General features: G+C 56.2%; 25 protein-coding genes. All 25 read right to left on the reverse strand.

Features of this window, described 5'->3' with window-relative positions; translation table 11 throughout:
• Positions 1–61: 61 nt before the first annotated feature.
• Positions 62–577, reverse strand: a complete 516-nt coding sequence (locus CPH65_RS21795) for a DUF4376 domain-containing protein (protein WP_096175231.1) — start codon at positions 575–577, stop codon at positions 62–64.
• A 3-nt stretch (positions 578–580) separates the two neighbouring features.
• Positions 581–1,735, reverse strand: coding sequence for a hypothetical protein (locus CPH65_RS21800; protein ID WP_096175789.1), 1,155 nt, complete (start codon positions 1,733–1,735; stop codon positions 581–583).
• A gap of 11 nt (positions 1,736–1,746) precedes the next feature.
• Positions 1,747–1,947, reverse strand: a complete 201-nt coding sequence (locus CPH65_RS21805; protein WP_096175791.1) for a hypothetical protein — start codon at positions 1,945–1,947, stop codon at positions 1,747–1,749.
• Positions 1,948–1,958: 11 nt separating this feature from the next.
• The gene (locus CPH65_RS21810) at positions 1,959–4,220 is read right to left on the reverse strand and encodes a hypothetical protein (protein WP_096175792.1); all 2,262 of its coding nucleotides are present in this window, start codon (positions 4,218–4,220) and stop codon (positions 1,959–1,961) included.
• A gap of 8 nt (positions 4,221–4,228) precedes the next feature.
• The gene (locus CPH65_RS21815; protein ID WP_096175794.1) at positions 4,229–4,885 is read right to left on the reverse strand and encodes a phage tail protein I; all 657 of its coding nucleotides are present in this window, start codon (positions 4,883–4,885) and stop codon (positions 4,229–4,231) included.
• Positions 4,882–5,808, reverse strand: coding sequence for a baseplate J/gp47 family protein (locus CPH65_RS21820; protein ID WP_096175796.1), 927 nt, complete (start codon positions 5,806–5,808; stop codon positions 4,882–4,884). The genes CPH65_RS21815 and CPH65_RS21820 overlap by 4 nt, the downstream gene beginning before the upstream one ends.
• An 11-nt stretch (positions 5,809–5,819) precedes the next feature.
• Positions 5,820–6,212, reverse strand: a complete 393-nt coding sequence (locus CPH65_RS21825) for a GPW/gp25 family protein (protein WP_096175797.1) — start codon at positions 6,210–6,212, stop codon at positions 5,820–5,822.
• Complete coding sequence (locus tag CPH65_RS21830; RefSeq protein ID WP_096175798.1) at positions 6,213–6,413, reverse strand: hypothetical protein; 201 nt, start codon at positions 6,411–6,413, stop codon at positions 6,213–6,215. It lies immediately after the preceding gene.
• Between the two features lie 20 nt (positions 6,414–6,433).
• Entirely contained in the window at positions 6,434–6,949 is a 516-nt protein-coding gene (locus CPH65_RS21835; RefSeq protein ID WP_096175799.1) for a baseplate assembly protein, read from the reverse strand.
• 4 nt (positions 6,950–6,953) lie between these two features.
• Positions 6,954–7,793, reverse strand: coding sequence for a hypothetical protein (locus CPH65_RS21840; protein WP_157747847.1), 840 nt, complete (start codon positions 7,791–7,793; stop codon positions 6,954–6,956).
• The gene (locus CPH65_RS21845) at positions 7,790–8,161 is read right to left on the reverse strand and encodes a hypothetical protein (protein WP_096175802.1); all 372 of its coding nucleotides are present in this window, start codon (positions 8,159–8,161) and stop codon (positions 7,790–7,792) included. Before CPH65_RS21845 ends, CPH65_RS21840 begins: the two co-directional genes overlap by 4 nt.
• 29 nt (positions 8,162–8,190) lie before the next feature.
• A complete protein-coding gene (locus CPH65_RS24355) occupies positions 8,191–8,601 on the reverse strand; it encodes a hypothetical protein (RefSeq protein WP_197703899.1) in 411 nt (136 codons plus the stop codon).
• A 53-nt stretch (positions 8,602–8,654) separates the two neighbouring features.
• Entirely contained in the window at positions 8,655–9,671 is a 1,017-nt protein-coding gene (locus tag CPH65_RS21855; RefSeq protein ID WP_096175804.1) for a major capsid protein, read from the reverse strand.
• A gap of 18 nt (positions 9,672–9,689) precedes the next feature.
• Positions 9,690–10,052: a head decoration protein gene (locus tag CPH65_RS21860; RefSeq protein WP_096175806.1), complete on the reverse strand. Its 363-nt coding sequence runs from the start codon at positions 10,050–10,052 to the stop codon at positions 9,690–9,692.
• Between the two features lie 12 nt (positions 10,053–10,064).
• Complete coding sequence (locus CPH65_RS21865) at positions 10,065–11,120, reverse strand: head maturation protease, ClpP-related (protein WP_157747848.1); 1,056 nt, start codon at positions 11,118–11,120, stop codon at positions 10,065–10,067.
• A 10-nt stretch (positions 11,121–11,130) separates the two neighbouring features.
• Positions 11,131–11,388 carry a hypothetical protein gene (locus CPH65_RS21870; RefSeq protein ID WP_096175808.1) on the reverse strand — a complete coding sequence of 86 codons (258 nt, stop codon included), beginning with the start codon at positions 11,386–11,388 and terminating at the stop codon, positions 11,131–11,133.
• The gene (locus tag CPH65_RS21875; RefSeq protein ID WP_096175810.1) at positions 11,385–13,049 is read right to left on the reverse strand and encodes a phage portal protein; all 1,665 of its coding nucleotides are present in this window, start codon (positions 13,047–13,049) and stop codon (positions 11,385–11,387) included. The genes CPH65_RS21870 and CPH65_RS21875 overlap by 4 nt, the downstream gene beginning before the upstream one ends.
• Entirely contained in the window at positions 12,997–15,039 is a 2,043-nt protein-coding gene (locus CPH65_RS21880; RefSeq protein WP_096175811.1) for a terminase gpA endonuclease subunit, read from the reverse strand. The genes CPH65_RS21875 and CPH65_RS21880 overlap by 53 nt, the downstream gene beginning before the upstream one ends.
• Before the next feature lie 9 nt (positions 15,040–15,048).
• Complete coding sequence (locus CPH65_RS21885; protein ID WP_096175813.1) at positions 15,049–15,645, reverse strand: hypothetical protein; 597 nt, start codon at positions 15,643–15,645, stop codon at positions 15,049–15,051.
• A gap of 153 nt (positions 15,646–15,798) precedes the next feature.
• Positions 15,799–16,329: a hypothetical protein gene (locus CPH65_RS21890; protein ID WP_157747849.1), complete on the reverse strand. Its 531-nt coding sequence runs from the start codon at positions 16,327–16,329 to the stop codon at positions 15,799–15,801.
• A 359-nt stretch (positions 16,330–16,688) separates the two neighbouring features.
• A complete protein-coding gene (locus tag CPH65_RS21895) occupies positions 16,689–17,414 on the reverse strand; it encodes a hypothetical protein (RefSeq protein ID WP_096175815.1) in 726 nt (241 codons plus the stop codon).
• Positions 17,415–17,827: 413 nt separating this feature from the next.
• Positions 17,828–19,540, reverse strand: a complete 1,713-nt coding sequence (locus tag CPH65_RS21900; RefSeq protein ID WP_096175817.1) for a phage/plasmid primase, P4 family — start codon at positions 19,538–19,540, stop codon at positions 17,828–17,830.
• Positions 19,533–20,810: a CHC2 zinc finger domain-containing protein gene (locus CPH65_RS21905; RefSeq protein ID WP_096175819.1), complete on the reverse strand. Its 1,278-nt coding sequence runs from the start codon at positions 20,808–20,810 to the stop codon at positions 19,533–19,535. The genes CPH65_RS21900 and CPH65_RS21905 overlap by 8 nt, the downstream gene beginning before the upstream one ends.
• The gene (locus CPH65_RS21910) at positions 20,807–21,568 is read right to left on the reverse strand and encodes a Bro-N domain-containing protein (RefSeq protein WP_096175821.1); all 762 of its coding nucleotides are present in this window, start codon (positions 21,566–21,568) and stop codon (positions 20,807–20,809) included. Before CPH65_RS21910 ends, CPH65_RS21905 begins: the two co-directional genes overlap by 4 nt.
• Positions 21,565–21,810, reverse strand: a complete 246-nt coding sequence (locus CPH65_RS21915) for a hypothetical protein (RefSeq protein ID WP_096175823.1) — start codon at positions 21,808–21,810, stop codon at positions 21,565–21,567. Before CPH65_RS21915 ends, CPH65_RS21910 begins: the two co-directional genes overlap by 4 nt.
• Positions 21,811–22,274: the final 464 nt, after the last annotated feature.

Raw genomic sequence — 22,274 nt, forward strand, 5'->3', positions numbered from 1 at the left:
AAAATCCCGCTCACGGCAGCCGTGGCGGGTGGTTCGGTTTTGGATTTGGGTTTGGTTTTACCTACGGCACCGGCCAATAGGCGTCGTCGGTGTAGTCGGACGGGATCGGCGTTGCGGCCTTGAGATCCCAAGACGCCTGCATCACGGCAGAGATGAAAGTCGCCCCACCCTGCCAAAGCTCAAGGACTTGAGATGGTGTCAAATCATGATCGACGTTGTCGGCATCCCGAAATGTAATAGTCGTGGTGTCCCCAGAAGCGATATGGAGCTGAGCGCCTGTCACCAAACCCAAAAGATTGGTCTGATCTTGCGGACGCCCCTGCAAAGGGATTGGATCAACAACGCCAGTAACAGAAACACTGCACCCGGACTCGATCCGCCGCGACCTCTCGGCATTGACGTCATTACCGGTGGTTGCTTGGGCGGTATTAGGAGCAATAATACCGCCATCAGCCTCCCATTCAGAAAGAATTTGGCGGTGCCTATTGGTTGGATGATCAGGCACGGTCAAAACTCGCCCGTCAATGACCGCATTGATCGAACCATCTTGAAGATATTTTGCACTTTCGACCGGCATTTTTTAAATCTCCGCATCCAGTTCTACTATTGCTGAGTAGTAACTATCTCCATCAGAAGGTACATTTGTATACACCCTAAGACTTGCATCTGTGATCGGACCAAAGTTTATTGCGCCGATGTTTTGGCTCTCTAGCACCGACATTACACTGACTGCTGGTATAACTCTTTTCTTCGTTGGGTATGTTACATGGCTTCCTACAAACCCATTCGAAACAACGTTCCCTATGAAAAAAACCGTCAGTTTTTCATAGTATCTTCGGCAAAGCTCAACTTCAGCTTGATAAGATCTACAATCATAATCATAAGTCATCGCCCGGCAGTCGCCCTTGCAGACAGAAACCCGTGCCGCATCGGACGGAACAACGACAGACGTCTGGCCACCAGAAAGCCCGGTGACGTAGATCGGACTTGCCGCCGTCACGCCGCCAATTGTTCCCGTGCCACCACCGGTCCATGTCAGTGTGTAGTCACCGGCTGGCAGGCTTTCGATCATCTGCTCCAAGCCGTCGGCATGGCCTTTCCATCGGTCATAGCCATAAACGCCTATCCCCGGATTGCGAGTGCCGCCGCGCCGGTTGACCGTGAAGTCACCGTTGATAATCCAGTTCCAGCCTCCGCCTAGCCCGATGTTCGCCTGTGCCTGCCCCTTCTGGGCCTCGGTCAGCGCTTGGGCGTTGGCAAAGTCCAGATATTGATCCGCCGCAGCCTCTTGACTTAGAAAGAGGTTATCAGCCGCTTCCTTTGTGTAGCGATCAGCAATAGCCGCCGCTGCTGCACCGAGCGCCTGAGACAGTTCCAATATGGCCGCATCGAGTGTCTCCGCCTCGACACCGGATCCGTCCGGAATGCCCACATTCGTCGCCGAGATCCCGCCCTGCTGGATCGTGAGCAATTGATCCTTGGCGAGATTGATATCGGCAACCAGCTCTGTCAGTTTGGCTTGTTCGTTGGCCAGCTGTGGCGCGATCGTGTCCGTGATGTTCTGCAGGGCCGCCGACACGCCAGACGCCTCCAGCGCCTCAAAATCAGCCACCTTGTCAAGACAGGTCTGAAGCGACGAAAACACCGGACCAAAGATGTCCTGATAGAGTTGCCCCGTAAGGTGGGTGTCGCCGTCAATCCCATTGACCGTGTTGATTGCATCCTGCAGAGTCATGATGGATCCCCTTAGTCTTTGGTGCTCTTGGCTTCAATCAATTCAGCACTTTTGATCTTGTCGCCGTCCCCCTGAGCGATGATCGCGTTAAGCGTCGAGCCTTTCATGTCCAGCTTGGTCTGGCGAGGGCGATAGACAAAAACCCCCGCCTCGACTTTCTTGCTGAAGCGCACCAGATAGCGCGCCTCGTCGATGTAGCTTGTTTCAGCCATGACGATACTTCCTAAAATGCGTTGATCTGGATGCTTTCGCCGAACGGCAACAGGATGTCGCTATCAGACGTTGCGTCGATCCGCCCGGCGAGCGTAGTAACGGCAGCGCCAAGTGTGAAGTTTGCCGTCACCTTGACGCGGGTGTCGCTTTCGCGATCAGGCTTGTAATCGATCGCGTCCGCATCGATAACTGAACCACCCACAATCAGCTTGGGCGCGACTGTGTGGTGGACCTCGTCAAACTCATCCATGTAGACAACAAGACTGACACTGTCAGTGGTCTCCGCGAATGTGTAATCCTCGGTGATGGCGACCATGTCGGTGCCCATCCGACCGCAGATGATCCGCGCGTCGGCATCAAGAATGATGAAAGGCGCATTGTCTGGCGTGCCAACAAGGACCGCCTGATAGGCACAAAGCACCGGTTTGGTGGCGAGCGGATTGTCTTCCCGCCCGTCCATGTCGATCCACTCATCAGTGCCAACGGGTTTGACCTGCCACGAGAGAGAAGCCGACCCGGTCTGCACCGCAGCGTAGGCCATCTGGATCTCGGTCATCCCGTTCTCCAGGCTGACCGGCTCCATCGGCACAACAGTCCGATTGTTCTTGAACTCGGCCATGATCAGGCGATGAGAAAGATCGTTCTCGTTCGAGCCCTGTGCCCACACACCATCCGTAGAGGCAAAACTCGTCCCCTCAGGAAAAGCGTTTCCGGTTGTCATCGAAATCGAGTGGTTGCCGGTTGTGACCGTAAACCATCCGTATCGATTGCCCGGCTCTTGCGCGACAGCCCCCAGATCAAACTCAACCCAACCCTCCCTGAGATCCACATGAGCCACCGTCGCGGTCTTCAACACGCTTTCAAAGTCCGGCGTGCCATCCACCCGAACCTCACACAGGCAGAGCGTCACATCGCCTGTCGATCCCACATGCGTGAAATACAACTGGACGCCCAGAAGGATCCCGTATTGAGAGCAAGGGAAGGTCTGCGCATAGATCGCCCCGGTCAGGCCAACCTCGGTTGTGATGTAGTCGGTGTAAGTCTTGGTCTCAGTGTAACGGATGATGCGCTTCAGGTTGTAGCCATAATAGCCGGAATGGGGCTTTTCCTTTTTCGTGATCGTATATTCCTGCCCGTTGATATAGACCAACTCGCCGACGTTCCGACCCCGCAGTGCACGCCATTGCGCTTGGTTGGAGCAGACCGAAATGGTCTCCCCATAGCGCATGGACTCGTAACTGACCGTCTTCTCGATCGCCGTCAGGACAGAGTAGGTCGTATTCGAAAGGTTCTGTTCACTGCCGCCCTTGGGCAGTTCGAACCGCACCACGCGAGCATGCGCAGGCATGACAATCTTATTGTCATAGATGACGATGTCATCGCTTGCTGCATCCAACAGCTCGATGCGATCATTCGACATATTCACATAAGGAAAGCGGATCCCCTCCATAATGCGAAAATTCGCATTAGGATGATCGAGATCCCAAAAATCCTTTACCAATCCGTAGTCCGACTTGTAGTTGAAGGCCTCGTCTGGCATGTCCAACTCTTCGCGGATCTCCGCCTGCCCTCGCACCAGTTGATACGTCAGCCAGGGCGGCGGACCATCTTCGATCTGCTGGGCGATGCCAGCAACATCGGTCTTTATGGTGGTCACACTGTTGTTGATATTGGCGATATTTGCCTCTGCAGCTTGCAGGCGGATCTCGATCTCATAGACAGATTTGACCCGTGCATCCTCGCTGGCGACGATATCCTCGACGCCGGTCGACTTGAGCAAGACAAAGGCTATGCAGCAATCATCTTCGTCGATGGTTGGCTTAACCGCCGTTGGGCTGATCTCGCCGAGCTGCACGGTGATGCTGGCCGTTCGGGTGATGACCTTGGGAACGGACTGCGTCACTGGCTCGGAGCTATTGAGCGGCTCATCGCTCGTCTCCAGACGACGGTTTTTGTTGATCGTATCCTCATTGGCCCGTGCCAGCAGGGCGACCCATCGCCCGTCGCTTGCCACCAGAGGCTTGTAGACCTCAAGGTTTAGATCCTCAGCCTCAACATGATTATAAGTCGCGGAGCCATTGTAATAGCGCCCGATGCCGATGGTCACAGAGTCCGCATCAGCCGCCTGACTAACCGTGAAGCTGCTATAATGCGCAGGCCAGCCTAGGGCCTTGGCGGCATTCTCGTCGAAATCATCGCGCGCATTCTCGCTGATCGCGGTGAAGTCTTCAGGCTCGACGATCTCGGCCTCATTGAATTTAATGATGTCCATGGGTGAACCTACAAATGTTCGCGATCAAGGAAAGGACTGATCGTGTAAGAGCCATCAAGCGGCAAGGCATCCCCAAAGGTTGCGCGGCGCTTGTATGAAAAATTGACGAGATATTCGACATGTTCGGCCTTGGCAATGCGTGCCGCTTTCTTGGCTCGCTGCAGGGGTGTCAAATCGACCGGACGTGCCGCCGCCAGCCCCAATGCACTACGGCCCAGCACAAAGCTGTTCGGCTTGCGTTCCAGCAGCACCCTGATCAGGTAGTGCGCCTTAAAGGCCGGGAATTGCAGAGGCGTAAAGGACGGGCTTGACCGCCCAAGAACGAACCGGCAGGGATAGGCGACCCGATCAATGACTTCCGCATCCACAAACCATAAGTAGCGCTTGAGACCTTCGAAGGTGCCCTTGAATTCTGCCAGATGCTCACCCGGATGGATGATAGACAGCCCAGCGCATTGCGCGATCATCTCGCGCTTGCGTGCCTCCGGCCAATCATCAAACCAGAGATCGACCGAGTATTGCGCCGCGAGAAACGGTAGAAAGCTCGCCGGTGCAGTATAGGGCATAAGCAGAGCCGCATACTCGACCGGCAGATTGTCATTCATCGCGGCCGCGAGTACTTGCTCAAAAATGCCAGATCCGGGCGGCAGTGGAACCTCGGTCATGCTGCCACCTCAGTGCTGATCGACACCGTCCCTAGCACAGGCACACGATACGGATCAGCGGCTATCACGACCGGTGATCTGTCAACCACCTCGATGATGTTCTCACCATAGCCAGCCCCAGCCAAAAGCCCTGCCGGGATCTGCCCTCCAATGAGCGAGCGGAGATGACCGGCATTGGTCACGCGTTCAACAGCTTCGGCCTGCAGCACTTCGGGAGCCGGACCGACACTCGGCACCTTGATCAGCAGATCAACATCATAGACCGCCTGTGTGGCCCTCAGGATCGCGACAGAGCATGCCTCCGGCATGCGGTTGACGTGCCGCACAGAAGCGCTCACAGCCTCAAGCTCTGCATCCAGCGCCAAGGCACCATCCTCTCCGCAAATGACGACATCAGCGTCACCTCTGCGACCATGGATCAAATGCCCATTGACGCGTGCATGCCCCATGTCCGGCCACGCTGTGTAAGCGTCAAACAAATAGCGGCCAGCCGACCCACTCGCAGGCGCATCAAAGCTCAACAGATAGCGCCGCAACAGCTGCGCATCCGTCTCCATCAGCGCAGGCGCATCCGCCGTCGCTGGACGGACAACCAAGCGCATGAGGTTGCGCGAGGCGACCACGTTGTCGAGATCAGCCCCTTGCGCCGTTGTCGCGAGCAAGGACTTGATCGCGTCATTCACACGACCGCGATCGAGGAGGCGAATATAAGACCATGCGCGGCCAACAATCATTGCCGGGTCAGTCGCCTGATCCTCCATCTCGTAAGGAGGGAGAGACGGGTCTTCTGCCCGAGCCTCATCCCAAAACGCCAAAAACCGCGTCTTGTACCCATCAAGCAAAGCATCAAAATCAAGCGCCTCCAGCACAGCCGGAACCGGCACGCGCGAAAGGTCAATCGCCGTGGGAGCAAAGCTGGCCATGAAAATCCCCGTTATGTGATGATGAGCTGCCGTTGGTTGTAGAACAGTCCGAAACTGACAATCTTCTCAACCGACAAGTCGCCTCGATGTCCGCGCGGCCGCCACTCGGCCTCGACGCGCCACCCGGCCGTCCCCGCCCGGATTTCTTCGACACTGCCCGAAGGCACCATCCGGACAATGTGAAACCGCGGCTCCCAAAGGTCGATCGCGGTCCCTATCAGCTGCTGATAGGCGAGGAAAAGCGAAGGGGTCATCTTGCGCCCCAGCAACTCCACCGCGCCTGAACCGAATTCCCGAAGCATCACCATACTGCGCAGGCGGGTGGCAAGAGTGACCTCAACCCCTTGCTTGGCAGAGGTTAGATTGTCGATAGGCTTGCCGGTATACCGGCTGATCCCGACCATCTATAGAGCCCCGACAGGTGGCTCTTTGGCATTCTGGGCATCTTGCTTCGCATTCTTCGCTGCTGAGGGGGCAACCAATCGACCGATTGCAACATGATATCGCGCCTTCTCGGCTGACATCTCAACATGACCGCGCACGACCTTGATCCCGCCGACTTCCTTACGGTTGCCAACGACCCTGTACTTTTTCGCTTCAGCCATGGGAGGCCTCCAATAGTCTGTTAGTGAGGAGTGGATGTGTCGGCCCCGCCGGGCATCACGCCGCCATGGACGTGAGACGAGCCGATATTTCTGCCATTGTGATCGACCCGTCCACCACTGATCGACAGGCCATCACCTGAGAATGAGAGAGTCGTGCCGCCAGCCTCAATCACGAGAGCGCCGTTGGCGATCGAGATCCGCACACCAGCATCCTCAAACACATTGGCCGCCATGTCTTCATTCGGGCTCTCATGATCTTTGCTGTATCCGCCCCGAAGCATAAGACCTTGTCGCAAGTCGCCATTGGGAGCAATCACACCGACCATGTCCCCCTCTTTGAGAGGGATGGAGCTTTTCATGGTCTCTGGGTGAGGTATCCATGGCGATAGCATCTCGCCACCATCATCATCTTTTCCAAGCGAAAACCGATATCCCTTTTTGGCATCGATATGCGTCACCGGGCCAGACTTCAGAGAGCGAGAGAAAGCACTTTTCAAGCTCTCAAGGTCAATCCGCATCTCGATAATACTGTCCATGATCCTAGCCCGGTTCAATTTCGTGGATTGGAGCGTCCGCCCCCGTGACGACCTGTTCTGGATTATCGAAATCGATCGGATTGAGACCCAAAGCCATCATTTGATCTCGAGTGAATCCCATCGACTTGGCAATTGCCTGCCATTCAAGAACGTCACCACTCAGCATCGCAGCAATCTCGTCCGCCATCGCGCAATCAGAGGCGTCTTCACTGGTTTTCAACCCCCACAAGAAACTGGCGAACGGCGTCACGCCATCGGGCAAACTGGCGGCTTCGTCACCCAGATCAACCCACTGATGGTAAGCATCGATCTCTTCAGCTAAAGGCTCATCAAGCACATTAACTTTGATTTTCATCTGTCGGGCTGCGAGGCGCTGACCGTCTTCACTGCTCACCACCCCTGCCCGATCAACAACGGTAACAACGGCAAACTGACGAAATCTCTCAGCCCAGAATGTGTCAGCCAGCAAAACATCAACAATTTGCCGATGCATCAGATTGAGCGTTCGATCCATGTTCGTTGAGCTCGGGGCGAGATCGATAAAGTCGAACTTCCGGTGACCATCATCATCAGCAACGCTCGTCATTGTCGCTGTTACCCCGGTCAGCAGCTCTATTTCAACATCGCCATTTGCCAGCAGTGCCGGTTGCTGCCCCAAACCGGACGCCTTGCTCGTATGGGCAAAAATGGAAATAAATGGGCCGGTCTGATCGGTTTTAAACCGCCCGTCCTCGGTAAAGCGCAGCGCTGTCGGGTCGCTTTCCAACACACGTTCGCCTGCGAGGGTGTGGCCCTTGAGCGCCTTGACAAGGCAAGTGCTCACGGCCAATAGCATTAAACTCATCGCGCCGCTCCAAGCTCACAAATGATCCGCGTTAGATTTCGGTCATCAATGGTCATGATTTCCCAAACCGGCTCACCTATGCGGGATTTAGCCCTCACCAGATCACCTTCCTTTAAAGCCGGGCCCAAATAGGAAGAGCGGGCAATGACAAGCCGCGCCTTTCCTGACTGGATCCTTCCCGACCAACTCCGCCCGTTCCCGATCGCTTCATCCCCAACCTCACCGACCCTGAGACAGGCCATCAGGTCAAAGGCCAAGCGATCCGTATCAGCCATGGCATTTTTCTGCGGCATAATCCGCAAAAGCTCCGAGAATTCGCCATCGGCCACTTCGGCCACCTCGTCAAAAGGGTCGAGCACTTCGATCATCGGAAAATCCTCGGAGAATTGTCTAGCTGCTATTTGTTCTTCAAGAGGTCGGACTGAGCAGCTTTTTTGGCCTTGGCTTCAGTCTCTTCCTTGGCTTTGGCCTCAGCCTCTTCCTTGGCCTTGGCCTCAGCCTCTCCCTTGGCTTTGGCCTCAGCCTCTTCCTTGGCTTTGGCCTCAGCCTCTTCCTTGGCCTTGGCCTCAGCCTCTTCCTTGGCTTTGGCTTCAGCCTCTTCCTTGATTGCGGACGGTCTCATAGCCTGTTTTCCAGTCGGTTTTTTACTGAAAACAACACCAACCGACTTGAAATGAGCCAGTTGGCCATCATCGAGTGGCTTGATGATCGCATCATCAACCGTGACAACCCGGTCCGCCGGCACGGTTACAGAGCCACCATAGGTCTTGACGGCCTGGTCACGGAACCCGCTATTTTTGATTTTCATGATACCCTCGCAATCGTCAGAACGGCAAACACCGTTCTGACGCTGGTTCCGGATTAGCTGGCAAGAACACCAGAGCGGAGACAATATGGTTTCGCGCAAAGAAACAGAGGATAGCTGTACACCTCGCCCTTCACCCAAGCCTGCCGATCACGATCTTCAACCATAAGACCATAACGGTCTTCGCCATAGGTGTTGACCCAAGGACCAAACTCGGCAGGTGAAGTGACCTTCTTGAACACGCCATTCGCACCGACAGGAAAGACCTTGACCTCATCCGAGGCAATAGCAACCGACGAGTTGTCGTCAGTACCGCGATAGTTGTGGAAGAAGATGCCGCCGTAATAGAAGGTTTCAAAGGCCATATTTTCGCGCAGCTGTTCACCCTGCCGCGCTTTGTAGGTCTCCGAAACGCTCGCATGGTTGACCAGCGTATCGAAAAACTCATCACCCGCCAGCGAGTGGATTTGCGTACCAGAGGTGATTGCACCTTTCGAGCCACGGGTCATCTGACGTTTGATATCGGTGCAGACCTGACGAACATTTGTGGTCTCATCATTGAGGCCGAAGTCGACAGCAGCAGGCTCAGCAACGCCGAGTTCCGAGAAATAGTCATAAATGACCGTTGTTCCATCCGCATCGAGAAGCTTACCCTGCAAGGCTCCGAGGCGATGGAACTCTTTGGTCAGGTCCATATTGTCGAGAATGACCCGGTTGCGCTTGTCAAACTCGGTCAGCGTATTCAACAGACCACCATCAGGACCGTCATCACGGATGCCTTCGATTTCAAAAGCAAAAAGAGTAAACGCATCGGCCAGACGGGTGGTCTTGAATGTCGTAATTTTACGCGGATCACGTTCTGTCTGGCGTGGAGGTGCACCAAGCGCTGAGGTTGGAATGAGGTTGAGGGACTGACCAACGCGCTCAACACCAAAATCGCGCCCCGTGATGGATTCTTCTTCGAAGATCCCGAGCGAATCCAGAAACTGGGGAACATACTCGGTTTCATTGAGGGCTTCGGTGAGCTCCATAGTGCGGAAAGCGTCATCCGAAAAAATCGTCATGGCTACCATGATCTATTGTCCTTTCGCTTAGCGCACAATGACACCGAGCGCTTCGAGCTCGGCTGTGCCAGTGGTAATTTGAGCAGGAGAAAGCCCAGTTTTCCAGACGAGCAATCCGGCTTTCACCTGCGCTGCACGGCGGATATAGGTTCGAACACCTGTGCCAGTCAGGCGTTCAAAGAGAATGCCATGAACACTCTCAGTGCCATCATTTGCAGCAGGGTCATATTGAGCAAGAACGTTTGTTGCGGTGATCTTGCCAAGGATAGCACCGGCTTCGAGGGTGGTATCGGCGCCTGCATTCACGTCACCCGCTTCGCGAGAACGATAATGCTCAGCTTCTGAAATCAGGAACTCGGCATTGCGAGCCCCTTCGACATAAGTGGTCATGGTGAGGCTCTCCTATTTGACCTTTTTCATGCGGCGGTTGCCTTTGGTGACAACCTCCGTCCATGGGTTTTGCTTTTTGCCTTGCCCTCCAGATGGCTGGGCAAGATCAGTCGCCAACGTGCGACCCTTGTCATAGCCTTCTGGATCTGTTTCCTGCTCCTGTTCGGGTGCGGCAATCTTCGGCGCTTTTTCGAGCGCGGCGATGATGTCTGCAGCAGCGAGATCGGTATTGTCGATCATGTGCTCAGCCAGCGCTTCGTTACCCTTATAGGGTTCGGAGGCTTTCACCTCTTTGCAGCGGGTCTTGAAGGCAGCGATGGCATCAGCTGTGGCCTGTGCAATGGCTGCGGTGTCGACGGCCTGATCATCCGCCGCCTGTGGTTTGCCGGACATGGGTTTCTCCTTATCCTGACGGGTGGGTGCGGCGGAGGCCGCGGATTGAGGGAGACTTGGGCGCCGGAACGTCCAGTCATTATGCTTCGCGACAAGCTTCAAATGCTCTGGTGCTTTGGCATAGATGCGATAGTCGAAGGCGACAGGGTCAACTGCCGGTTCATTGTCGTTGGCCGTCGCGAAGCCTTCCGCAACAGCCTCTTCGCCGGTGAGCCATGTCTCTTCCTTCATGATCGTGCGAGCGTCATCTTTGCTCTTGCTGCTCACACGGGCATAGATACCGGCCATCTGCTCTCCGAGCTTGTCGAGCGACTGGATTGCTTTGGTCAAATCCCCGGAATTACCCCAAGCGATCGTCGCAGGGTCATGGATCATCATGGTCGAGCCTTCCCGCATGACGATCTCATCACCAGCCATGGCGATGATAGAAGCAGCAGATGCGGCCAAGCCATCAACATAGATTGTCACCTTGCCCTGATGGGACTTAAGCGCGTTGAAGATCGAAACGCCTTCATAGGCCAGACCACCCGGAGAATTGAGCCGGACTGCAAGATCGTTGTCAGATCCATGCTCGGCCAAAGCCTCAACCACTTGGCTTGCGGCGAACCAGTCACCCCACCAGCCTTCGCCGACCTCGCCGTAAAGGACGAGCTCGCCATTGATCAAAAGTGTCATGATGATTTCCTCAGTAGCAGAATCGGGTAGCAAAGCGACGGCGGCGTTTCGGTTGACCGTTCGCCGCATCACAAAGCCCCTGATAATGCGCAACCCGCTCTTTCAGCAGGTTTGGATTTGCCTTGGTATAGGTGACCTTGTCGTCACCGAACCAGACCACCTCGCGCAAACTTCCGGTTGCCAGTTTGTCCAGCACTAGATTGAGCGCTTCAACCACATCACATGGCACTGCGCTATCGACCTGAAGGCCGCCAATTTTGATGATCATGCATCGACCTCCTTGTCTGGAGTGTCAGGGCTAGCCGATGAGCCTTCACCACCAGCGGGTTGGCTGGCACGTGGCGCATAAGGCGACGGCATTGGGTCGTCGGAATATGCCTTATGCTCGGCGATACGCATCGCACGCACCTCATCACCATCAAGCCCTACAGCAGAGCATTCGATTTCAAGGCTGGATGTTCCACCCTGCACGCGTTCATTGGCAGCGCGCGCAGCTTTGAAATCATCGGCAGTTGGAGGGGCCGGCCCTTTCCACTGCGCCCAGACGGCAGCACCGCGATAGGCTCGAAAGGCAGCATAACCGCCCTTGAACCAGATCCGGCCCATGCCGATTTGCTCATCGAGCCAAGCCTCATAGATCGCCTGGCAAAGAGGAGCGGCGATGCGCTCGCGACGACGGATCACCCTTGGCCAGATCGAAGCCACTTCCATCCGCACCGAACTGTAAGTCGCATTCGAGTAGTCGTTTGAATAGCTCGAGTAGGTCACCCCGATGGCTGCGGCGACCTCCCGTCTTAAGTCTGCTGAGAATGGGATATAGTTGTTGCCGGGCACGCTTGCCGTCTTGAAATCGAAGCTTTCGCCCGGAGCTAGGTGCGGTAGCATCGGTCCTTGCCCGAACCGAATCCCGCCAGCGTCTTTCACCGCGGCATAGGCATCGGCCAAGTAGCCCATGATCTCATTGCCCAGGCTTGCGTAGCCGTTGGGGGCAGGCTTCCCATCCGGGCCAACTTCATTGCCACCCAACTCCTGAAACGCCTCAAAGGCTTCCGGGCTGGGAAGATTGCTCGTCAGAACCATGGCCACAGCAGCTTGCGCGATCGCCTGGTCAAGCGTCACATCGCTCAAAGTATCCTGACGAACCAAAGTCTTGAAGCAGGAGGCAAGCTTGGAGATACCGCGAACATCATCGGCCCCCTCCGGGTCGAAGATGTGCAACACAGAGCGCCGGCCATTCACATAGGCCGGATAGTCTCGCGTCCTAGTACGATCGCTATCCTTGATGCGGTAATGCGTGGCCCGACCATTTTCATCATGCAAAACACCCTGAAAAAGCCCAGTCGCTTCACGAGTTTCCTGCACAAGTCTTGTTGGCGGTAAAAGCAAAACCTTGGTGCCCGTCTGGGTGCCGTAGCGCTTTCGAAGGCTTGGGCTAAAATAGTCGAGGATCGAGAGATTTTCGCCAAAAGAGAAGTTATAGCGAAGCGCAACATCGACCATTTGAGGCACGGTCAGCTTACCGCGATAGTCGCACTCTGTCGGCTCCCATGACCATTCTTGCCACTTCTCCTTGACCAGCTTTTTCCAATCGGAAATTTCGTCCGGCGTCCAGCCAAGGGATTCAAGACGAGGTGCGGGAGAGAGCTTTAGCTCATCCCCGACCGTGTCCCCGAGCGTCTGCTCAACCGCCCCTTTGAGGCGGCCGTTATTCTGTGTCAGATCCTGCGCCAGAGCGGCAGACCGCATCCACACCCGGCGGATATCGTCCTTGGTTTCGACCAGAGACACCCGCCTTCCGGCAAGCGCACCTGTGGTAGTGTCACGCATCATCTGGGCGACCGGCCGCGGCGTCTTGGTTCCAAGCCCTCGCATGCCATTAAACAAGCTGCCGCCGCCGCTGGTAGCTGCTTTGACGTTCGTCTGTGCCATGTCGGGTTGGTCCTTCAGCCGCGGCCGGTTTGGCCTCGCTCACCGTCTCGGGTTCTGTTTGTGTCGGGGTCAACCCCGCCGCTAGTTTAGCGCTATCGCTGGAAAGCAAGTCTGCCTGCGCAGGCAGAAGCGTATGTCTGAGAGCGGCCCATTGGGCCGGCGTCATACTGGAGAGGCCTTCTTTCTCGGCCATCGCCATTGCGTACACGCGGCAATCGAGGAAGTGGTTGTCCTTGCGCAGACGGTCCCAGCCTTCGACCAGCTTGTGGTTTTTAACTTCGCGGTTGAAGGATTCTGCAGTGATCTGCTTGAAATACTCTTCACCCTGCCAGAGACCGAAATGGCAATAGCCACCCGGATCCATGACCTCGCCCGCGGCAACTCCTTGTCGGTGCAAGTTGCCGTAAAACTCGTGCTTAAGATCCCATGTCCCGACGGGCCACAGCATCGTTGATCCGAATTTCTTCTTCTTCCCGCTCTTGCGAATGGACTGTTTTGCAGGCACCGAAATGGCCGGAACATGATGTCCGTCCTTGCCTTTGATGGCGAAGGTGTTATAGCGGCGCTTGGTCCATTCCAGCACCTGGTTCATTCGGCCACCGTCGCCACCGTCAACGGCCAGAGCCATCAGGCGACGAGGTGTTCCCCGCGCATCCTCAAAGGTCTTGCGGTAAAACTCATCAAGCAGAACAAAGGCACCCGCATTGTGGTTGTCGGTTGGCCCTTCCAGAAACTCGTTCCAGATTGACCAGCTCTGCCGATCCTCGGCAAAGGCGACCGCCTCAACATAGATCCCGTTATGCTGCACGTCGGCACCACCAACGAAGATCAAACCGGCTTCTGGAATGAAGCCCTGCGGATAGTCTTCGCGGCGCTCCATCAGACGCTGATAGTCCGGCGCATTGCCTTTGAAGGCGTAGGGTCGGGCAAGATAGAGGTTGAAGAAGTTCTTGAGCGCCGCTTCGCCCTTCTTCTCAGCGTTGATCAGCGCCTCGGCAATGTCCTTAAGGCCGAGCTGCAAGCTGATGAAGGCCGGAATACTCCAGCCGGGATACTTGCCGTCCGGGTTGGAAGCAATCCAGCGACCTTTGCGCACCAACTCGATGCGATCGCTTTCATAAACCTTGGCGCCGCAATCAGGGCAGAAGCAGTAGCTCAGCTCCGGATTCTTGCGATCGACGTCGAAATTCTCATAGTCGAGAACGAATTCACCATCACCACTGCAGTCCTCATTAGGGCACTGGATGTGCCAGTGGCGCTGATCAGACTTAAGAAAGCTGCGATGCGTCCGGCAGTGTGTCGGGTCATCTCCTGTCTCGTCGCCACTGTCGATTTCAGGCGTTGAGAACTCGAAAATCTTCTGCAGTCCCCAACGCAAAAACGCTGTGAAGCGTCCCTCGAACAACTCGTCCGGGTCATCTCCCTTGGGCGAATTCTTCCACTTCGAGAACTCATCCTTGATACCAAAGCGGGCGGTAAACGAGGAAAGCTCGCCCGGCGTATTGGCATTGACCAGCGTCAGAAAGCTGTCAGCGAATTTTTTGACATAGGTCGTCGAGCCCTTGCCGCTGCGGCTGATGTCATCCTTGATGATCCGCTTGCCGGTATGCTCCTGCCACTTGTCGATCAGTGGCTGGAGCTTCTGGCCGTTCATGCGGCTAAGGATATCCTTGCCGGGAATGCCATAAAGGATGCTATCCAGACCAAGCTCGGCAAGATAGAGGCTCCAGGACATCGCCAGAATAGACACGCCAGACTGTTGGCACTTGAGCACCACGCCACGAGTGGCCGGGTTCTCAATGCTCAGGAACTCCGCAATCTCCAGCAGATAGGGAGCTTCTTCAGCCGACCATTTTTCACCGCGTAGCTTGCCGTCAACAAGAACGATGTTTTTCTGAAGCCATTCGTGGAATGGCATCGGTTTGATAGGGCGAATGCCGCGTGCCAGTGTCTTGGCAACAAAGCGCATTGCTCCGACAAGCTGGGCCATCACTCAACCTCAATCAAAATCTAGCGGGTCGCCCTCCTCCGCATCCTTGGCGATCGCCATCAGCGATCTGGAAATCTGTTCGTTGGTTTCGAATGCAATTTCCCGCAGGGCATTACGGACCCCGTGATCGCCATCACGCTTGAAGGCGGTCACAAGCTTCTCGGTTTTGTTCTCGAGACGATTGATCTTGGCGCTGATATCGCGGGCGCAACCAAGCAGCCCTTCCATCAACTTCTCGGCATCCAGCAACTTGCCAGCTTCCTTAGCGAGCCGCAGCTCCTTGATCTCGATGTTGACCTCAGCTTCCCGCAGTTTGAGTTGGGCTACACGGCTTTTATCCTCGGAGTTGAGGCCGCTCTCAATACTGGGATCGATCGAAGATTCGCCGTTCTCATCTTCCCCACGTTTCATATTGAGATTGATGACCTGGTCATACAGCAGGCGATATTTGGCCTCCGAGACTGAGACCACCTTCCGGCCCGAGAACCGAAGTTCGCCGTCATTGAAAGCCCCTTGGTCTCGCCAACGACGGATGTTCTTAGTTACGGCCTGCGATGTAACACCGAGTTTTTCAGCCAGTTCCTTGGGAGAGATCAGCACAGTCATGGTAACAACCGCCCCTTCCAAACAACCAAAGATGACAACTCTAACAACCCAAACAACCCAATAAAAACCCCTAAGAAACTAGCGAAATTCCGGGCGGGTTTCCCCCCGTGTCGAGGTCGGGCCGGAGTACGGTCCCTAAGGTAGGGGGTGGGGTCAGAGAAGGACGCGGCGGAGCTCGTGCTCGAGGCGTTTCTCAACGGCAGGCGCCGCATGATCGCGGAAAGCCTGAGCGGCAGCACCGTCAATCATCGCGGCAGGTACGACCACCCCGGATTTGCCTTTCCGAATAGAGCGCCCCCAACGTCGAGTAGACGTATCGAACGCTTCAAAGACATGTCCACGAAACGCAATCATTGAGAACCGATGGCCGACGCGCCCCGAGGTGATGAAGTGGTTTGGAAAGAATTTCTTCTTGCCCCACGGCTTGGCGGTGACACCACCTTTCCGTTCCTTCGCCTTGAAGTACTTAATCGGAACGTCACCGCCGCGAGCCCGGATACGATAAGCCATATCACTGAAGTTGGCCTTGCGTGGTTTGGCAACGTAACGCGCGACGTGCTTTTGCGCCAAGCCAGTCTCTTTGGCCAAGGCCTTCTTCACTTGAGTGAATGCTTTGGCACCTGAATGGTTGATTGCGCGGACATAAACGAGCTTTTGATCTTTCTCACCCAGCGCCTTGATCATGTTGTCAAAGCGACGAACATTTGGCGCATTCTTCAGGGAAACATAGACCTGCATGGGAATGCTCCAATAAGGAAATCTGCCACCTCACCGCTGATTGTTTGGCTACAGCGCCGGACACGCCATAAAGAGGCGCCCGCACCGGGAGGCGTGAGTGCGGGCGTCAAGGTGGGGAGTGGCACCATTACAGCGCCGTGATCATGGCAAAACCTCCAGCTTGAGAAACATCAGCCCGCGCCCTGCCTTCGCAGCCGGGCATTACCCCAAACAAAAACCCGCGATCTGCGGTTTGCAAATCACGGGTTACTTTTCGACTATTAAACGGTATGTCAAACCCGATGTGGACACAAGCGGGATTTGCTTCAAATCTGAGCCCTGCCCTCACTGCGCACGAAGGCGGGCAGGCTGAAGGGCCGCAGACGCCACCCATTGAGAGGGGGCATGCGGCCATGCAACTCCTCAAGACCCGCCGCCCAATCCTGCCATAATATCAAACGGTTCTCGTGGGTTTGATAGTCCCGCACAAACATCACATCACAGGCCTGACCCTTGCGTACGAATGGCCCGTCATAGCCAGCAGGTCGCCGCATCTTGGAGTTGGGGATAAAGTCCAATTCGACATCACCAGCCCAATAGCTGTAGCTGGCGCGATCATAGCACCGCATCGGCGGCTCATCGGTCAGCACATCGGGCCGCACCCCGGCGCGCGCATAGAGCACGACCAGCCCTGCCCGCATCGCCTCGACCTTGCCCAGCGCAGCATAGGCACACACCGCCTCATGGATGGCCAGCGCATCGGGATCCACATCCTGCCCCGCTGGGCCGCCACCATCGATCATGCAGCCAAGCTCACCAATTCGATCAAACACCCAGCCGCCGCCCGCAAGTGCAACCACATCCTCGACCATCAGGCCGGAGACCTTGTCGGCCTTCTGTGCTGAGTAAACCCATTCAAGCAATTGCTCGATCGACACACGCGCCGGAAGCCCCCGCGCCGCATCCCGATCCCGCCGCTCTTGCTGAACGGACAGCACCCCACAATTGTCGGATGCCCCTTGCTTCATTCCGGACTTATAGACGATGACCATGGCTTTCGCTCCCTTTGGCGTTCTTCGGCGGATAAACCCTCTTGCGAGTGTTGCGATAGTTCAGCGAGGGTTTTAAGCAAACCCTCGCGGGCCTTTTGTTATTTTAAGTCAGTGAGTTATTTACCCCTTGCGAGGGTTGCGATAGTTTTAGGGTCTATAACGCACATGAGAACACTTTCTTTAATCTTCCCCGCACCCCTCATGTGTGAGTGCGCGCGTAAACTATCGCAACCCTCGCACCTTCCCCGCAAGTCTTTGAAATCGCGACGAAAACAACCCGCGATAGTTTGCTTAAAACCCTCGCTAAACCCTCGCTAAACCCTCGCAAAAACCGGCAAGGTGAACGCAAAATTGCGCGCGAGTGTTCACATTTGGTGCGCACTATCCCCAATCGGGTGGGTGTGGGCGGGTGATCAATCCTTGGGCCGATCGGGTGGAAACTCGTGTTCATGGTGGATTTCCTCCGGCAATTCGATTTTGACGTTGATATATTCGCGGATGCGCCCGTTGACCTTTTCAATGCCTTTCTTGGGCAACTCGCGTCCAAAGAGCGTCGATGAGAAGATCTTGACACCAGAGGCCCGGCACCACATCTCATAGCTCTTGTACATATCGGCGCCCGTCACACGGCACACAGGGTTTCCTTCCTCATCGGGAGGAACGCGCACAACACAGGCATCGATAAAGTTCTGGATCGGGTCCATCTCTGACTTGTAGTTTTCCGTCAGAGCCGTGACGCTTTGAGGCACCCGCAGCCCCTCATTGACATAGATGGCCAGACCCTCCAGCAACCAGTTGAGAATGCCTGATCGCTCGGCATCGAACTCGGCGAGCACCTCAGCCATGGGCCGCTTTTCCTCGTCTGAAATGGTCACCTCCCACGGCACAATCAGCAGTCTGCGCCAAATGCCCCAGTCGGTCCCGGTTATGTAGGGCATGTCATTGCCAGACATCACGGCCTTGAAAATGGGAGTCATGTCAAAGAAGCCCTTGTTCAGGTGGCGCACCATGATCGGCTCGCCCCCCGTCAGACCCTTGATCAGATCCTCCTTCACCGCCTGCCCCTTTGGCAGCTCGGACATGCGGACCAGGCGCCTGCCATTGAGCGTGACAAGGTCAGGCGTGGCTTGATCACCCCTACGCTGGCCCGTGCCTGCAACGGATTCCGGGTTGAGCTGGCCCGCATAGACGCCCATCAGGCGACACAGCGCCTCGATCATGGTCGATTTGCCATTCGCGCCCTTCCCGTACATGTAAATCAGCTTTTGCTCATCAGTCAGGCCCGTGAGGCTATAGCCAAAATAGACCTGTAGAAAGGTTCGCCGATCCTCATCTGGCTGAAATTTTTCAAGGAATGATAACCATTTGGGGCATTTGGCAGTCGGGTCATATTTGACCGGCGCGCACTTTCCGATAAGCATGGTTCGATCATGTGGCACCAGGTCCGTTTCCAGAAATCTACCCTCGGTTTCATCCCTGACACGCCGAAAGATCAAAGTGCCATTCTGCACATTGAACACCATCGGATCCGCATCCATCTCTTCCGGACCGATGGTTATGTGGGGCGAGGCCTGCTTGATCATGCCCATCAGTTTGCCATTGTTGCCGCTCGACAGCGCAAAGCTGCGCCTCTTTCCCTTGCGCCTTCCGAGCGCCGCCTGTGCGTTCTTTGCCTTGTCCAGCAGCGTCTTTTCGGCCTCGGTGTTTTCATCCGAGACTTCGATGCTCTTGGCGTCGTTGACGGCGGTCTCTTCTGTTGGCGTCATCTTGATGAATGCCGCCTCTTCTTCGATCAACTTGGCTGTCTTTTGGGCAAAAATGGCAATGCGCTCCTCGCCTCCGGTCATCTCCCAATGGGTTTCGGACCATTGATAAAAGCCCTGCTCACGGACCATGAGAATGCCGTTGCCAAAATGGCAGATCAGCCGTTGAGCATTGCCCACGTCATTCTGATCCAGCGTGGCACACCATTTGATTTTTTCGTCATGGGAGGCCATAGGCGGCAGGGCCTCACGCTCGGCAGCGTCCAAACCATCAATCAGCGCATCATCCGCTGGATGGCCTTCTGCGCAATCCTCAGCGCCGCTTTCCTCCATCTCATGATCGTGCGTATCGTGATCAGACATGGCGCGCCTCCTCTTCGGTGCTTGCTTTAACTTGGTCGCTCTCGTTCATTGCCTTGCAATGAACTGGCGCGAGTTGGGCGCAATCCGCTTTGCGGAGTTGGCGCCCCCAATCATTCAAATCCTGTCGGCCGGGTGGCCAGAGTTGGCCCGCGGCGCGCCCCTCCTGCCGAATGCGGCGTTCGGCCATATCCAGCAGCGCATGCAGGGCATGCAGATCCTTGGTGTCGCCATCGGCGATGAGAATCTCGGTTTTGCAGATATCAGGCACGGCCATGCGCAGGCTCGTCATGTCCGGCACGATTGCTGGCAAACGGCGCTTTGGGTCGGTCGGGTGCGGCGCGCGGGGCGCATCTGGATGGAACCGCCCCGTCAGATTGCCCATCGTGCCGGCGACCCATGCGCCCGTTCCGGGTCGGTGAAGCCGTGCAATTTCGCCCGTCGTCTCGATGCCCTCACCGCAAAGCATGAGCTTTGCTGGTGGTGTCAGGCGAATGGCCGAGCCCATGAAGGGCCCGCGAATCTTCTTGGCCGGGAGGCGCTCAAGCCCCTCCTCGCCCTCAAATTCGATCACCGCCTTGCCCGAGCCATCAGGCAAAAGCCAGGTCTGATGCACGGCGGAAAAATTGCCCCACCGGTCCTGAAAGGCCGCCAGCATGGCCGGTCCGGAATGAATGACGCGAAAAACGTTCTTCTTCACCTCGTGCCAATAGGGCAGATCAGCGTGGAAGCGCAGCGCCGGGGCGGTGACATCAAGGCCAGCAAGCCCTCTGCCCTCGATCAGATAGGTCTCGCCCAGCGTGCCCTTCATCGGGCCACCGGCCGCGAATATCTTGCGCCCCTTTAGGCGTCCGTCTTCGGCCTGTTTCTTTGCATCGTCTTCGGCTTGCTTGGCCTTGGCTTCCTGCTCGGCCGCCATCTTGCGGCGCACCGGCGCGGGTAGCGGATCACGCACCCCGCCGAGCATCTCCATCGCCTCATTGAAATCAGCCGCCCCGCGAAAATCGATCATCCAGTCGATCGGCGAGAACCATTTTTCATTCAGGCGACAGCTGGGCGCGTAGCAGTGATAAAGATTGCGCGACGGGTTGACGACAAAGCTGGCGTCCCTGTCCCGATGGGCCGGATCCGGACAGCGACCTGACATCAGCCGTCCAGCGCTTTTGAGCTTCGTCAGTTGGCCAATGGCACCCACGAGGTCAAACCCGGCCTTGGCGCGCACCACCACCTCATCGGGATAGCGCATGCGGGGCTGGTGCATGGTCTTTGTCACTGCTCACCCCCAACCACCAATGCAATATCGGCATAGTAATAATGGCGGCTGTCACCACCCGGTCTGGTCTTGCGGATGCCCGCCTCGCGCACACGCCGCCCGATAACGGTCATGTTGAGGTGTGGCCTATCGTGTCCTTTGGCCCACTCAGCGTAGGCGGCGCGAAAGTCAGCGGCTGAGAGCAGATTGCCCCGTGCGGGCATGACGCAAGCGGCGATGAATTCATCAACCGGATGCAGATCCGGGCCATCCGGAGCCCTGTCGGGACCACCTTCTGATAGTTCCGGCAAGCCGAGTTGTTCCCACAGGACATAGGCCGCCTCGCGGCCCTTGAGCTTCAGGGCCAAATCGACAAGGCGAGCCTTGTTGGACAGCTCCTGCAGGGAGCCAAGATCTATGCCGCCTTCACGCCCCGGCATCTCATAGCGCCCCGTCTGGCGGATTGTGGGTAAAAGCTCGGATGTTACCCATTTGCGGAACCGATGCTGCACCGTCCCCGGTGTGACCGCCTTGCGCGACCGCAGGATCAGGGTGTAGAGCCCGCCTTCGGTGACGTAACTCATCTCCTGATTGCCACCAAGGGTGCTCATTAAACGAGTACCCTTTTCATCTTCATCCAAACCTCTTAGCGCACTATCGGTCTTCTTTGTCTCCAAACAGGCGCAAACGTCTTTGGCAATGAAGCAGGGCTCACCATCTTCACGCAGAAACGACCGGATGAGACTGTCTTCAAAGGCATGGGGGATCATCTCGCTCATGCGGCCCTCCCCTGTTTGATCTGCTTTTCGAGCAGGTCAAGCTCGCGTTCGGCCAGCGACAGGCGGTTGAGCATGGCATCGCGCAGCGCGGACATCACCCGCGCCTCGTGATCGACGAGCGCAATGTCACCGGCGACAAAAGACATGGCGAACAGACATTCGCGCAAATCCGCGAAGGTGCATTCAACCTCTAAGAGATATCGGGATTGGGCGCACTGCGCCCCTGATGGGGATTGGGTCATGACAAAAGCCTCTGTGTACGGCGTTTCACACACCGCTCCCAGAGAGCTTTTGAGACCCACTGGTAGCGGGGGCTCAAAACCTGTACACAGCCAGGCGGGATTATTTCCGGCGAACCGGTCTTGTATTCTCCGCACCCCCGCCATAGGGGATTGCACCCGGATTCTAGGCGCAAAAATACCGCAAGCTATCGGGCGCGGCATCCGCTGTGAAGAGTTTTGAGCTCCGCCCGCAACCATGCTCTGATTTGCAAAAATTGTCAAACAGCAGGAGATTCGCCACAATTCAGCACTATGTGTAACAGGAGAGCTGACGCGCGAAATTCCCCTTGTTCTCGCTTTGCAACCGCGTGATATGCTCGTTGCCTGTGTGAAACTGTTAAGGAGAACTCGTAAAAACGGCGTATATCGCTCGAAAGTGATCGCCGCTGCATGAATTTTACCGGCTGTCAATCTATGAAGTGAGA

It is taken from the genome of Cohaesibacter sp. ES.047 (assembly GCF_900215505.1).
GTDB lineage: Bacteria > Pseudomonadota > Alphaproteobacteria > Rhizobiales > Cohaesibacteraceae > Cohaesibacter.

Coding starts and splice junctions, on each gene's coding strand:
- CPH65_RS21795 (WP_096175231.1), bottom strand. CDS start 577: ATGCCGGTCGAAAGTGCAAAATATCTTCAAGATGGTTCGATCAATGCG.
- CPH65_RS21800 (WP_096175789.1), bottom strand. CDS start 1,735: ATGACTCTGCAGGATGCAATCAACACGGTCAATGGGATTGACGGCGAC.
- CPH65_RS21805 (WP_096175791.1), bottom strand. CDS start 1,947: ATGGCTGAAACAAGCTACATCGACGAGGCGCGCTATCTGGTGCGCTTC.
- CPH65_RS21810 (WP_096175792.1), bottom strand. CDS start 4,220: ATGGACATCATTAAATTCAATGAGGCCGAGATCGTCGAGCCTGAAGAC.
- CPH65_RS21815 (WP_096175794.1), bottom strand. CDS start 4,885: ATGACCGAGGTTCCACTGCCGCCCGGATCTGGCATTTTTGAGCAAGTA.
- CPH65_RS21820 (WP_096175796.1), bottom strand. CDS start 5,808: ATGGCCAGCTTTGCTCCCACGGCGATTGACCTTTCGCGCGTGCCGGTT.
- CPH65_RS21825 (WP_096175797.1), bottom strand. CDS start 6,212: ATGGTCGGGATCAGCCGGTATACCGGCAAGCCTATCGACAATCTAACC.
- CPH65_RS21830 (WP_096175798.1), bottom strand. CDS start 6,413: ATGGCTGAAGCGAAAAAGTACAGGGTCGTTGGCAACCGTAAGGAAGTC.
- CPH65_RS21835 (WP_096175799.1), bottom strand. CDS start 6,949: ATGGACAGTATTATCGAGATGCGGATTGACCTTGAGAGCTTGAAAAGT.
- CPH65_RS21840 (WP_157747847.1), bottom strand. CDS start 7,793: ATGAGTTTAATGCTATTGGCCGTGAGCACTTGCCTTGTCAAGGCGCTC.
- CPH65_RS21845 (WP_096175802.1), bottom strand. CDS start 8,161: ATGATCGAAGTGCTCGACCCTTTTGACGAGGTGGCCGAAGTGGCCGAT.
- CPH65_RS24355 (WP_197703899.1), bottom strand. CDS start 8,601: ATGAAAATCAAAAATAGCGGGTTCCGTGACCAGGCCGTCAAGACCTAT.
- CPH65_RS21855 (WP_096175804.1), bottom strand. CDS start 9,671: ATGGTAGCCATGACGATTTTTTCGGATGACGCTTTCCGCACTATGGAG.
- CPH65_RS21860 (WP_096175806.1), bottom strand. CDS start 10,052: ATGACCACTTATGTCGAAGGGGCTCGCAATGCCGAGTTCCTGATTTCA.
- CPH65_RS21865 (WP_157747848.1), bottom strand. CDS start 11,120: ATGACACTTTTGATCAATGGCGAGCTCGTCCTTTACGGCGAGGTCGGC.
- CPH65_RS21870 (WP_096175808.1), bottom strand. CDS start 11,388: ATGATCATCAAAATTGGCGGCCTTCAGGTCGATAGCGCAGTGCCATGT.
- CPH65_RS21875 (WP_096175810.1), bottom strand. CDS start 13,049: ATGGCACAGACGAACGTCAAAGCAGCTACCAGCGGCGGCGGCAGCTTG.
- CPH65_RS21880 (WP_096175811.1), bottom strand. CDS start 15,039: ATGGCCCAGCTTGTCGGAGCAATGCGCTTTGTTGCCAAGACACTGGCA.
- CPH65_RS21885 (WP_096175813.1), bottom strand. CDS start 15,645: ATGACTGTGCTGATCTCTCCCAAGGAACTGGCTGAAAAACTCGGTGTT.
- CPH65_RS21890 (WP_157747849.1), bottom strand. CDS start 16,329: ATGATCAAGGCGCTGGGTGAGAAAGATCAAAAGCTCGTTTATGTCCGC.
- CPH65_RS21895 (WP_096175815.1), bottom strand. CDS start 17,414: ATGGTCATCGTCTATAAGTCCGGAATGAAGCAAGGGGCATCCGACAAT.
- CPH65_RS21900 (WP_096175817.1), bottom strand. CDS start 19,540: ATGTCTGATCACGATACGCACGATCATGAGATGGAGGAAAGCGGCGCT.
- CPH65_RS21910 (WP_096175821.1), bottom strand. CDS start 21,568: ATGAGCGAGATGATCCCCCATGCCTTTGAAGACAGTCTCATCCGGTCG.
- CPH65_RS21915 (WP_096175823.1), bottom strand. CDS start 21,810: ATGACCCAATCCCCATCAGGGGCGCAGTGCGCCCAATCCCGATATCTC.